The 12,781-nt window shown below is 26.1% G+C and carries 9 protein-coding genes; 7 read left to right on the top strand and 2 right to left on the bottom strand.

Going from position 1 to position 12,781, the window contains the following annotated elements; all coding sequences use genetic code 11:
- Nucleotides 1-80: 80 nt before the first annotated feature.
- The 3 genes from clpB (at nucleotide 81) to FRIFI_RS06795 (ending at nucleotide 5,776) form a co-directional block, all read left to right on the top strand.
- Nucleotides 81-2,678: an ATP-dependent chaperone ClpB gene (gene clpB, locus FRIFI_RS06805; protein ID WP_092925798.1), complete on the top strand. Its 2,598-nt coding sequence runs from the start codon at nucleotides 81-83 to the stop codon at nucleotides 2,676-2,678.
- Nucleotides 2,679-2,866: 188 nt separating this feature from the next.
- Complete coding sequence (locus tag FRIFI_RS06800) at nucleotides 2,867-3,994, top strand: helix-turn-helix domain-containing protein (RefSeq protein WP_166505406.1); 1,128 nt, start codon at nucleotides 2,867-2,869, stop codon at nucleotides 3,992-3,994.
- Nucleotides 3,995-4,087: 93 nt separating this feature from the next.
- Nucleotides 4,088-5,776 (top strand): MutS-related protein, encoded by a 1,689-nt coding sequence (locus FRIFI_RS06795; RefSeq protein WP_166505405.1) that lies wholly within the window; start codon nucleotides 4,088-4,090, stop codon nucleotides 5,774-5,776.
- 41 nt (nucleotides 5,777-5,817) lie between these two features.
- Here FRIFI_RS06795 and FRIFI_RS06790 read toward each other — a convergent pair whose 3' ends face one another.
- Nucleotides 5,818-6,492 (bottom strand): Crp/Fnr family transcriptional regulator, encoded by a 675-nt coding sequence (locus FRIFI_RS06790; protein ID WP_166505404.1) that lies wholly within the window; start codon nucleotides 6,490-6,492, stop codon nucleotides 5,818-5,820.
- 432 nt (nucleotides 6,493-6,924) lie between these two features.
- On the bottom strand, nucleotides 6,925-8,094 hold the full coding sequence (locus FRIFI_RS06785; RefSeq protein ID WP_166505403.1) for a cation diffusion facilitator family transporter: 1,170 nt from the start codon (nucleotides 8,092-8,094) through the stop codon (nucleotides 6,925-6,927).
- Between the two features lie 354 nt (nucleotides 8,095-8,448).
- Here FRIFI_RS06785 and FRIFI_RS06780 point away from each other — a divergent pair, with 354 nt between their 5' ends.
- The 4 genes from FRIFI_RS06780 (at nucleotide 8,449) to FRIFI_RS06765 (ending at nucleotide 12,774) form a co-directional block, all read left to right on the top strand.
- The gene (locus FRIFI_RS06780) at nucleotides 8,449-9,771 is read left to right on the top strand and encodes an MATE family efflux transporter (protein WP_092925808.1); all 1,323 of its coding nucleotides are present in this window, start codon (nucleotides 8,449-8,451) and stop codon (nucleotides 9,769-9,771) included.
- 210 nt (nucleotides 9,772-9,981) lie between these two features.
- Nucleotides 9,982-10,806, top strand: coding sequence for a MerR family transcriptional regulator (locus tag FRIFI_RS06775; RefSeq protein WP_166505402.1), 825 nt, complete (start codon nucleotides 9,982-9,984; stop codon nucleotides 10,804-10,806).
- A 102-nt stretch (nucleotides 10,807-10,908) separates the two neighbouring features.
- The gene (locus FRIFI_RS06770; RefSeq protein WP_092925812.1) at nucleotides 10,909-11,550 is read left to right on the top strand and encodes a histidine phosphatase family protein; all 642 of its coding nucleotides are present in this window, start codon (nucleotides 10,909-10,911) and stop codon (nucleotides 11,548-11,550) included.
- Between the two features lie 9 nt (nucleotides 11,551-11,559).
- Nucleotides 11,560-12,774, top strand: a complete 1,215-nt coding sequence (locus FRIFI_RS06765) for a BaiN/RdsA family NAD(P)/FAD-dependent oxidoreductase (RefSeq protein WP_166505401.1) — start codon at nucleotides 11,560-11,562, stop codon at nucleotides 12,772-12,774.
- The last annotated feature ends 7 nt before the right edge of the window (nucleotides 12,775-12,781 follow it).

Here is a 12,781-nt window from a genome sequence, read left to right as displayed (position 1 = left end):
CTAATAAGAAAATTCTAAATAAAATAAACAATTAAGATTTTACTGAAAATAATATATATTATGATAGTGGAGGGATACATATGGATATAGAAAGAATGACTGTAAGGGTACAAAAAGCTTTAAATGAAGCTTATAATATAGGTGTTAAAAACCATAATCAACAAATAGATGTTATACACTTATTAAGTGCATTAGTCAATCAAGAAGATGGACTTATACCTAATATATTAGAAAAAATGGGTGTATCAGTAGATTCAGTAAAAAATAGTATAGATATGGAACTGAGCAAATTACCTCAAATTCATGGAGAAGGTATAAGTTCACAAGGTGTTACAGCTACAAGAAGAATAAATGAAATTTTAATAAAAGCAGAAGAAATATCTAAAGAATTTAAAGATTCTTATATAAGTGTAGAACATGTAATGCTTGCTATGATAGATATGGAAGGTAATACACCAGTAGGAAAAGTATTAAGACAATACAATATAAATAAAAGTAATTTCTTAGAAGTACTATCACAAGTTCGTGGAAGTCAAAGAGTAGAAACTCAAGATCCTGAAGGCACTTATGAAGCACTAACTAGATATGGAACTAATTTAGTAGATTTAGCTAAGAAAAATAAATTAGATCCAGTTATAGGTCGTGACGAAGAAATAAGAAGAGTTATAAGAATATTATCAAGAAGAACTAAAAATAATCCAGTACTTATAGGTGAACCTGGTGTTGGTAAAACTGCAATAGTTGAAGGATTAGCAGAAAGAATAGTTCGTGGAGATGTACCAGAAGGACTTAAGGATAAAGTTATTTATGCACTAGATATGGGTTCATTAATAGCAGGTGCAAAATATAGAGGGGAATTTGAAGAAAGATTAAAAGCAGTACTTAAAGAAGTTCAATCTTCAGAAGGAAAAATAATACTATTTATAGATGAGATACACACAATAGTAGGTGCTGGTAAAACTGATGGAGCAATGGATGCTGGTAACCTAATAAAACCAATGTTAGCTCGTGGAGAACTTAATTGTATAGGTGCTACTACATTTGATGAATATAGACAATATATAGAAAAAGATAAAGCACTTGAAAGACGTTTCCAACCAGTTATAGCAGAGGAACCAAGTGTATCAGATACTATATCTATACTTCGTGGGCTTAAAGAAAGATTTGAAATACATCATGGTATAAGAATACATGATAACGCAATAGTAGCTGCTGCTAAATTATCAGATAGATATATACAAGATAGATACCTTCCTGATAAAGCAATAGACTTAATAGATGAAGCTGGTGCTATGATTAGAAGTGAGATAGATTCTTTACCAACAGAACTAGACACTGTAAGAAGAAGAATATTTACGCTTGAAACTGAAAAAGAAGCACTTCTTAAGGAAAATGATGAAAAAAGTAAAAATAGATTAGAAAATCTAGGAAAAGAGTTAGCAGAGTTAAAATCTAAGAATGATGAAATGACTGCTAAATATGAAAATGAGAAAAAACAAATACTTGATATAAGAAATTTAAAAGAGGAATTAGATAAGGCTAAAGGCGATGTTGAAAGATATGAAAGAGAATATGACTTTAACAAAGCAGCAGAATTAAAATATGGTATAATACCAAAGTTAGAAGAACAAATACAAAATCATGAAGAAAAAATGGCATCAAGTTATGAAAATGCATTATTAAAAGAAGAAGTAACAGAAAATGAAATATCTCAAATAGTAGCTAAATGGACTGGCATACCTGTAACTAAATTAGTAGAAGGTGAAAGAGAAAAGCTTCTTAAGTTAGAAGATGATCTTCACAAAAGAGTTATAGGACAAGATGAAGCAGTAACAGCAGTATCTAATGCAGTAATAAGAGCTCGTGCAGGACTTAAAGATGAGAAAAAACCAATAGGTTCATTCATATTCTTAGGGCCAACAGGAGTTGGTAAAACAGAGCTTGCTAAAACTTTAGCTAACAACTTATTTGATAGTGAAGACAACATTATAAGAATAGATATGAGTGAGTACATGGAAAAACATGCAGTATCTAGACTTATAGGACCTCCTCCAGGTTATGTAGGATATGAAGAAGGAGGTCAATTAACAGAAGCTGTTAGAAGACACCCATACTCTGTAATACTATTTGATGAAATAGAAAAAGCACATGAAGATGTATTTAATATATTCCTTCAGATATTAGATGATGGTAGACTTACTGATAATAAAGGTAAAACAGTAGACTTTAAAAATACACTTATAATAATGACATCAAACATAGGTAGTCATCATCTATTAGAAGCTGGTGAAAACATAGATGAATTTACAAAAGATATGGTTATGAATGAAATGAAACATAGATTTAAGCCAGAATTCTTAAATAGAGTTGATGATATAATAATGTTTAAGCCACTTAGTTTAGAAGGAATCAAAAAAATAATAGATATATTTGTAGATGCATTAAGAAAAAGACTTAGTGAAAAAAATATAGATATAAAAATAACTGATGGTGCTAAAGAAGTTATGGCAAAAGAAGGGTACGATCCAGTATATGGTGCTAGACCACTTAAGAGATATATATCAAATACATTAGAAACAAAAATAGCTAGAAAAATAATCTCTGGAGAAGTTTATAGCGGATGTACTGTAGTTATAGATGCCGATGGAGAAAATATAGAGGTATCTACTAAAAACTAGTTAAATAAAATTGAAACCGCAAAAATAAAAGACTTAATAAGTTATAACTTATTAAGTCTTTTATTTTTATGTAAATGATAGTTTTAACCAATAGTTAAAAAATTTAATCAGAAGTTAATTATACGTCCATTGTTAACATACAAAACTTAATTTATACTATAAATATAACACATAAAAGGAGTAAATTAATGGAGAAAATAAAAATAGGGGAAAATATTAAGTTATTAAGAAGAAAGAAAAATATTACTCAAGAACAATTAGCAAGTATTAATGGAGTATCAATACCAGCAGTATCTAAGTGGGAAAAGGGTGTAAGTTTTCCGGATATAACATATCTTCCTGTACTAGCAAATTACTTTGAAGTAAATATTGATGATTTGTTAAATTATAGAAAAGAACTTGATGAAAATGATATCGCAAAAATAATTAAAGAGTGTGAAGAATTAATATCTATAAATTCAATAGAAGAGTCTATTAAACTATGTGAAAGTTATATGAAAAATTATCCATCTAATTACAAACTTAAATTTAAACTAACTCATATTTATTCTCTTGCTATGATAAAAGAAACAGATTTAAATAAAGAAGATATAACAAATAGAATAATAGAAATTTTAGAAGATATAGTAGATAATACAAATGATATAGAGTTAAAAGAATATTCTCTTATGCAATTAAGCAGTAACTATATGATAGTAGATAAAAATGATAAGGCTGAAGAAGTTTTAAAAAAAATATACAAACCAAATTGCAATCCAGATGTAATGCTACCTCTTATATATATGCAACAGGATAAAATAAATGAAGCAAGAAAACTTATGCAACAAAATTTAAATACTTCAATTGGAGAAGCTATAACGTCTTGCATGGGACTAGCCATTTCTTACTATAGTTACAAAGATGATATGGACGAGAATAGTATAGATTACTCTAAAGCTAGTATGTATTATCAATTAGCTATCGATATTGACAAGTTAGTATATGATGGAAATCAAATGGGTTCATTTTTAAATTCAAACTTAGCACATATTAATTTAAAAAAAGGAGATATAAAAGCTTCATTAATGTACTTAAATAGATTGGTAGATAGTTTAGAATATTTGGGTACAGATATACCTAGGCAACTTAATAAAATAGCATACTTTGACAATCTTGATGATATAAAGAAAGAGGAGTCAGTAAATGTAGATGTACTACAAATACTAATAGATTCACTAAATACAACATTTATCAATTTAAAAGGAAATAAAGAGTTTGAAGATATAATATCTAGAATAGTAAATTTAAGAAAATTAGTTAATAAAGATAATAAATAATATAATATTTATTATATACAAGTTAATATTAAATGCCTTTGAAAAGAAAGTAAATTATAACTAATAAGTCATAATGGTACATAGGAGGAATAAATGGAAAATATTAATTTAAACATCAATATCCTAGAATTTATATTTGGTTTTATAGCTCTATTATTAATCCTTTTCTCTATAGAACTATACTTTAAGATAAAGAAAGATAAGACAATAAAAAAAGATATATTAAAAAAATATGGTAAAGAATTAGATATAGAAGATATTAACTATAAAATGGATAGTGTCTCTAGTTACTTTAAAAATATTAATGAAAAAGAATTTATAGATGATATAACATGGAATGATTTAAGCATGGATGACATATACAAAAAAATAAATAATACTCAAAGTACATCAGGAAGAGAAGTTTTATATAATATTCTAAGAATACCTTTATACGAAAAAGAAGAACTTATAAAAAGAGACAACTTAATAGAATATTTTATGAAAAATCCAGATAAAAGATTTGAAGTACAATATATATTAGCAAAATTAGGAATAAGCAATGATTTATATACTACAAATTGTTTATTTAATAAAAGTGATAATAGCAAAAGTAGGTTACTAAGGTATACTATATTATCATACATACCAATAATAAGCTTAACACTAATATTTTTTAATAGGTATTTTATACTACTTTTAATAGCATCTGCTACATACAATGTATTTATAAGTCAAAGAAATGAAAGATACAATTATAATGTAGACGGTTTTACATATATGATATCTTTAATAAATGCAACTAAAAAAATAACAAATTTAAATATAAATGAAATAAATGATAACTTAAAAGATATATCAAGAAACTTAGATAATATTAAACATATTAGAAAAAAATCGCTAGGCGCAGATAGTAATGCAATGATGGATGATATGAAAATATTTAGTGAATATATGAACTTAATATTTTTAAAAGAGCTTAAGAGATATGAAAAAGTCAAAAGTACTGTTATAAAAAATGCAGATGACTTTAAAGCTATATATGATTATGTAGGGACTATAGATGCTCTTATAGCAATTGCGTCATTTAGAGATAGTCTAGATTATTATTCTAAACCAAATCTTGAAATTAGCACAAGTAAATACAATAACCATATAAATTTTGTTGATATATATCATCCACTTATAAAAAAAACTGTATCTAACTCTGCTAACTTTGATAAAAATGTGTTAATCACAGGTTCAAACGCGTCAGGAAAATCAACTTTTATAAAGACTATAGCAATAAATGCAATACTTGCTCAAACTATATATACAACTACTTCAAGGGAGTACAACTCATCATATTTTAACATATATACATCAATGGCTTTAAAGGACGATATATTTAGCAATGAAAGTTATTATATAGTAGAAATAAAATCTCTAAAGAGGATAATAGACAACTCTAAGAAAGATATACCATGCTTATGCTTTGTAGATGAAATATTAAGAGGAACTAATACCATAGAGCGTATAGCTTCTTCTTGTGAAGTACTATCAGCTCTTTATAAAAGTAACACTTTGTGCTTTGCGGCAACTCACGATATAGAACTTACTCATATACTTGAAGATAAATTTGAAAATTATCACTTTGAAGAAACTATAACAAATAAAGATATAAAATTTGACTATAAATTGCATAAGGGAAGATCAGAAACCAGAAATGCTATAAGACTTCTTGAATTTATGGGCTATGATAAAAATATTGTAATTAAAGCAGATGAAAAAGCTAAGAACTTTTTATTAAGTGGAAAGTGGTAAATAATATTATAGTTATACACGAAAAAATAAACATAGCAAAGCTATAACTTTGCTATGTTATTTAATTTGTCAAAATCTAATATACTAATTTTACCTCTACTTGAAATAAGTATACCTTTATTCTTAAAATCAGTAAGTATACGACTTACAACCTCCCTACTAGTTCCAAGCTCCTGTGCTATTTTTTCCTGAGTTAAATATAAGTACTTGCTGCTATTAGCTTTTTGAGAAATTAATAATAAATATTTTGCTATTCTAATATCTACACTTTCAAAAGCTAATTCCTCTAATACTTTTAATACATTGTTAAATTTAGTATAAAGATTTTCAAATATATACTTTTGAAATTCTAATGTATTATAAATATACTTATTAAATATAGAACTTGGTATAAAAGCAATAACTGTTGGTTCTATAACTTCTGCAAATGCTGGAAAATGTTTATTAGTTAGCATACAAGACATAGAAAGATAACAAGTATCACCCTTCTCTAATTTATAAAGTGTCACCTCTCTACCTTTATCCGATAATTTATACACTCTTATAGATCCGCTTATTATAAGAGAGAAACCTAAGCAAGAAGAGCTTTCATATATTAATGTATAATCACTATCAAATTCTCTAATTATTAAAGAATTTTTTATAATTGATTTAGTTTCTTCATCTAATGTATTTAAAAATGGATATATATATATTAATTCATTCCAATGATTCATTAAATACCTCCAAGTAAATTTACTCATATTAAAAATATATCAAATTTATATATAATATACTACTATAAGTTAATTATACTTAATCTTAATACAGATAAAAAATAGTTTTTAGTGCATAAAGTAAATATTAAGATAGATTAATATTAGTTTGATAATTCCTGTAAAAAACAAAATTCAATTATTAAAATTATATTTTAAGTTATCATATATGAAAAAAATATTCTCATAAAAAACAAAATAAGGAGATAATTGTAGATAGAAGCACTTATATTTTGATTATGGCATTTTTAGTAGGCGTTAAACTTATATATGAGATAATACTTTAATAATATAACAAAATTAAATTACTATATTTAATACATATTTGTATTATTATAAACTTTTGCAAAATAAAAGGTGCCTAAATTTATTTGAATTTAGGCACCCTTTACTTTAATGATAGTCCTTATCTATTATTATTTTACATTTATAATGAGGATGTATTTTTTTAACTTCATCTTTTATATATTTTATTATTTCGTCATCAGATGTATCTTTATCATGGGAAGTTACCACATCAAATACTAAAGTTTTTACATCATCATTACCAATAATTCTAAAATCATGCATAGATTTAATATCTTTATGTTTTTTTAATATCTCATTAAGCTCATTTCTTGTTTTAACTATTTCACTATCTTTCATACATATAGGATCCATGTGAATAACTAAATGGATATTAAGTTCCTTAGATATATCATATTCGGCATTATCTATAATATTATGTATGGTCATAATATCTATAGTAGCAGGAATTTCAACATGTACAGATGCTATACGTCTTCCAACACCATAGTTATGAATTATTAAGTCGTGTACTCCTGATATATAGTCGTAAGATAATAATTTTTCATTTATAGCTTTAACTAAATGTGGATCTGGAGCTTCTCCAAGTAAAGGACTTATAGTTTCCTTGACTAACGTAAATCCTGCATAGATTATAGCTAGAGAAACTAAAACACCTATATAACCATCTATCGGAAAAGATATATACTTTGATGCTAGATAAGATAATACAACACAACTTGAAGTAAATACATCACCAAGTGCATCTGCTGCAGATGCTTTAAGTGCAGATGAGTCAATTTTTTGCCCAATATGCTTATTAAATCTACTTAGCCAAAGTTTTATTGCAATTGATATAATTAATAATATAAATGGTACAAATTCAAATACTACAACTTCTGGGTTTAGTATTCTTTGTATAGAAGTTTTCGTAAAGCTTACACCAACAAACATAACCATAAATGCAACTATTAAGGCTGATATATACTCTATTCGTCCATGCCCAAAGGGATGCTCTTTATCTGGAGGCATACTAGCTAACTTAAATCCTACTATAGTTATAATAGAAGATGCCATATCAGAGAAATTGTTAAAAGCATCAGCTGTTATTGCGATACTAGATGTTATAAATCCTACTGAAAATTTCATTATAAACAGTAGTAAATTTAAAACTATACCAACAATCCCAGCTAAGTAACCATATCTATTCCTAACACTTTCATTATTAATATCCTCACTATTTTTAATGAAAGATTTAACTAAAAAATTAGAAATCATAAAATACTCCTTCCTTAATCTAATTCTTAATATAATTGTTTGCAAATTACAATTATATAGTCTAATGTAATATTGATTAGTAAATGGTAAATAGCTACAATAATTTATTCCCAAAATTTACAGTAATAATCATATATTCATAATTATACATAATAACTCTCTATTTATAAACCAAATATTAATATATAAATTATTAATTTAGTATAATTAAAAATAAATCAATATTGTAAACTATTTATCGGTTTTTATTAAATAGTATGTACTTTTTAATGAATTTGATAAAAAATATATTGACCCTTTTGTTACACAAGAGTTTATAATTTTAAAAGAAAGAAAGTGAAAAGGAGTGATATTATGATAAGTGAGTTTTTAAAATATGCAATCCCTTCTGCCTTCGCTATGCTTGTATCGGCATTATACACTATAATAGATGGAATTTTTGTTGGGCAAGGTGTAGGAGATAACGCGTTAGCAGCAGTCAATATAGTACTGCCATTTACAGTAATGTTAGTTGGTATAGCTAATATGATGGCTGTAGGGGGAGGAGCTTTAATCTCTAAAAATATAGGAGCTAAAAATATTGAAAAAGCAGTAAATATATTTAGACAGGTATGTAAATTCTTACTTATAGTAACTGTATTTATAAGTTTAGTATGTGTTATATTTGCAAAGCCTATAGTAAAAATGCTAGGAGCGACGGAAGCTCTTGAAACATTGGCAGTTGACTATTTAAAATACTATGCAATATTTTGTATTCCTAACCTAGTAGGATTAGCACTTAACAGTTTCGTAAGAAATGACGGAAAACCAAAATTAGCAATGTATTCCATAATAGCAGGTGCTATAACTAATATAATATTAGATTATGTATTCATATTCCCATTTGGACTTGGAATAAAAGGTGCAGCTATAGCAACAGGACTTGGACAGATAGTAACAGTAGCTATAATGCTTCCTCATTTTATACAGAAAAAAGGTTGTTTAACTTTTGGGAAAGTAAAAATAGAAAAAGAAGTTATAAGTGATTTATTAAAGATAGGGTTTCCTTCTTTCTTATCTCAAATAAGTTTCTCTTTTATAGTGCTTGTTCATAATTTGACATTAGTAAATGTTATGGGAGAAATAGGAGTATCGGCATATAGTATATTAAATTATATTGGAACTAATATATATATGGTACTATTTGGATTGACATTAGGAGCACAACCTCTTATTAGTTATAACTTTGGGAGAAAAGATAAAGATAAGGTGTTAAAATATTACAAAATTAATTCTATGGCATCTATAGTTACAACAGCTGTATTTGTAGTAATATGTTATGTATTTGGAAAACAAATAATAGGAATTTTTACAAATGATAAACAAATATTAGAAATAGCATATTTTGCTGTTAAGCTAGGAACTTTAAGTTATTTCATGGTTGGGTTAAATATAGGAACAATAGTGTTTTACCAAGCTATAGAAATGCCAAAGTTATCTACTTTAATATGTTTATTTAGATCTGTTATATTCTTACCGATATCTTTATTTGTACTATCTAAAGTATTCGGTGCAGATGGTATATGGGCAGGTACATTAGTATCTGAATCATTAACATTTATAGCAATAAACTTAATAGCTAATATAAAAACTTCAACAACTAAATCAATAAATAAACTTGTAGAAACTGCACAGTAAAAAGTAAAGCTATGAACAATAGAGTAAAATCTTTATTGTTCATAGCTTTTTATTATTTTTGTAAATTAAAAATGTATAGTTTATTTTAATGTTAATTTTATTTTTGAAACTGTTCTTTTATTAGATTTATTTTATAAAAGCATGTTATCTCTTTAAGTATATGGTCATTTAGCATATACTATAAAAAGATATAAATTTAGAGGTGATTAAATGGAAAAATACTTTTCAATAGGAGAAATGGCTAAATTAAATAATATATCCATAGAAACATTAAGACATTACGATCGATATAATTTATTAAACCCAGATTATATAAATGAAAAAACAGGATATAGATATTATTCTATAAAAAGTTTTATGAAGCTTGATATTATAAAAAAATGTAAAGCAATAGGTCTATCCTTAGATGAAATAAAGGATGTAATGAATGACTATGATTCATTAGGATCTATACTAAAAACACTTGAAAAACAAAAGGATCTTGTAAACAAAAAACTACATGAGTTAAATACTATAAAGGAAAGTATAGAACACCTTGAAAATGATATAAAAGACTCGCTTGCTATTGGACTTAATAATGTATTCATAAAATATAATGAAGAAAGAAAAATGATAAAATATAATTACTCTGGAAGGTATACAGAAGAATTTGAAATGAATCTTAGAAAAAGTCTAGTAGAAATAGAAGAAATGTATAATACATTTAATTATCAAATAGTTTTTTCAACATCTTACAATGACTTAATAAATAAAGATAAATTAACTTATACAAGAACTATGATAAAAACAGAAGATGTATTAAATACAGATGAGAGAATAATAATCCTACCTAAAGGAAACTACCTTACAATGTATTTTGATGATACCTTTTATGATATTAAAAAATACTATAATTTAATAATAAACTATATAAAGGAAAAAAATGTAAAAGTTATTGGAGATTTCCATGAAGTATATATAATAACAAGAGCAAATAGTAGTGGTGAAATAAAAGCACTAGCACAAATAGAGATACTTATTGAAAATAATATTTAGGGAATAGTTAAAAGGATATATCTTTTTAATAAATTATATTTATGGTATAATAAAAATTTAGTAAAAGATAAAAATAACTATATACAACATAGGAGGCAACAGATGGCTAATACATTTTATATAGTAAGACATGGACAAACCAATTGGAACATATTAGGTAAAACGCAAGGGCATGGAAACTCTGATTTAACAGCTAAGGGAGAAGAACAAGCAATTTGTCTTGGTGAAGCTTTAAAAGAGTACCCAATAGATTACATATACAGTAGTGATTTAGGAAGGGCGCTACAAACTGCTAATCTTATAGGAGAAAAAATAGGTGTTAAGGTAAAAGAAACACCTGCACTTAGAGAAATGGGATTTGGTGTTTGGGAAGGTCTTTTAATAGATGAAATTAAAAAAGATTATTTAGAAACTTATAATACTTGGAGAAATGAACCTCATCTAGTAAATATAGAAGGTGGAGAAACTCTTCATTTAATAAAGGATAGATTAGAAGTATTTATAAAAGAATTAAATGAGAAATATAATGACAAACATATATTATTAGTCAGTCATTCTGTAACTGTTAGAGTATTACTATTATCATTTTTAAACTCAGGTATGGAAAATATATACAGAATAAAGCAAGATAATACGGCTTTAAACATAGTAGAATATAGAGATTATGGCCCAGTAATAATAAAAATGAATGATACTAATCATATAAAAAACAATGAAAAGATAAACAACTCTGCATTAGAATAGGAGATATTTATGTCAAAAGTAATAGTAGTTGGTGGTGGTCCATCAGGTATGATGGCAGCTATTACAGCTTCAAAAAATAATAATGAAGTTATACTTATAGAAAGAAATGAAGAATTAGGAAAAAAGCTTAGAGTCACGGGCGGAGGAAGATGTAATCTTACTAATTATAGAGATATAGAAGATTTCTTTGATAAGATAGTAACTAACAAAAAATTTTTATATAGTAGTTTTTATACATTTACTAATCATAGCTTATTGGAGTATTTTAAAAGTAATGGATTAGAATATATAATAGAAGATTTTAATGATCATAAGGTATATACTAAATCAGGTAAATCAGAAGAAGTTATAGATATCCTAAAAAATGACTTAAAAGATAACAGTGTTAAAGTTATATATAATAAACAAGTTATAGATATAATAGTAGAAAATGATGCAGTTTCTGGTGTAATACTTAATGATGGTCAAAATATAAAGGGAGATAAGGTTATAATATCAACTGGAGGGAAAAGCTACCCTCATACAGGTTCGGATGGATCAATGTATGATATATTAGTTAAACATAATCACACATTGAAAAAAATATATCCAGCACTTACTCCACTTACTATAAAGGAGCATTGGATAAAAAATTTACAAGGTGTATCTATACAAAATGTAGAAATATCTTGTAAGATAAGAAATAAAAAGATATATCAAGTGGGAGATATATTATTTGCACACTTTGGCCTAACAGGTCCTTGTGTACTTAAACTATCTTCTTATATAAATAAATATGTAGAAGATAACTTAATAGAACTTAACATAGACTTCTTGCCAAATACTAGTTCAGATGAAATATCTAAAATAATAAGAGAGAATCCTAATAAAAATATAATAAATAATTTAAGAAGATTACTTCCACAAAACTTTTTAAAAGAAGTGCTTAAGATTCTTAATTTAACTGATAAAAAAGCAAATGAATTAACAAAAACAGATGAAGAGAAAATAATAAGCTATATAAAATCTATGAAACTTACTTGTAATGGTACTAAAGGAATAAAAACATCGCAAGTAACAAGTGGTGGAATATCAGTTAAAGAGATAAACTCTTCAACTATGGAATCAAAAATAATAAAAAATTTATATCTTACAGGGGAATTAATAGATATAGATGCAGAAACAGGGGGCTATAATTTACAAATAGCCTTTTCAACGGGATATTTAGCGGGAATAAGTGTATAGGTGATTA

Origin of the sequence: Romboutsia hominis (genome assembly GCF_900002575.1) — a bacterium.
GTDB lineage: Bacteria > Bacillota > Clostridia > Peptostreptococcales > Peptostreptococcaceae > Romboutsia_C > Romboutsia_C hominis.
Note: the sequence above shows the minus strand (reverse complement) of the source record. Positions and strands in the feature narration are given on the sequence as shown.

What these genes read in the sequence shown, in the direction of transcription:
- clpB (WP_092925798.1), top strand. Translation starts at nt 81, where the DNA reads ATGGATATAGAAAGAATGACTGTAAGGGTACAAAAAGCTTTAAATGAA.
- FRIFI_RS06800 (WP_166505406.1), top strand. Translation starts at nt 2,867, where the DNA reads ATGGAGAAAATAAAAATAGGGGAAAATATTAAGTTATTAAGAAGAAAG.
- FRIFI_RS06795 (WP_166505405.1), top strand. Translation starts at nt 4,088, where the DNA reads ATGGAAAATATTAATTTAAACATCAATATCCTAGAATTTATATTTGGT.
- FRIFI_RS06790 (WP_166505404.1), bottom strand. Translation starts at nt 6,492, where the DNA reads ATGAATCATTGGAATGAATTAATATATATATATCCATTTTTAAATACA.
- FRIFI_RS06785 (WP_166505403.1), bottom strand. Translation starts at nt 8,094, where the DNA reads ATGATTTCTAATTTTTTAGTTAAATCTTTCATTAAAAATAGTGAGGAT.
- FRIFI_RS06780 (WP_092925808.1), top strand. Translation starts at nt 8,449, where the DNA reads ATGATAAGTGAGTTTTTAAAATATGCAATCCCTTCTGCCTTCGCTATG.
- FRIFI_RS06775 (WP_166505402.1), top strand. Translation starts at nt 9,982, where the DNA reads ATGGAAAAATACTTTTCAATAGGAGAAATGGCTAAATTAAATAATATA.
- FRIFI_RS06770 (WP_092925812.1), top strand. Translation starts at nt 10,909, where the DNA reads ATGGCTAATACATTTTATATAGTAAGACATGGACAAACCAATTGGAAC.
- FRIFI_RS06765 (WP_166505401.1), top strand. Translation starts at nt 11,560, where the DNA reads ATGTCAAAAGTAATAGTAGTTGGTGGTGGTCCATCAGGTATGATGGCA.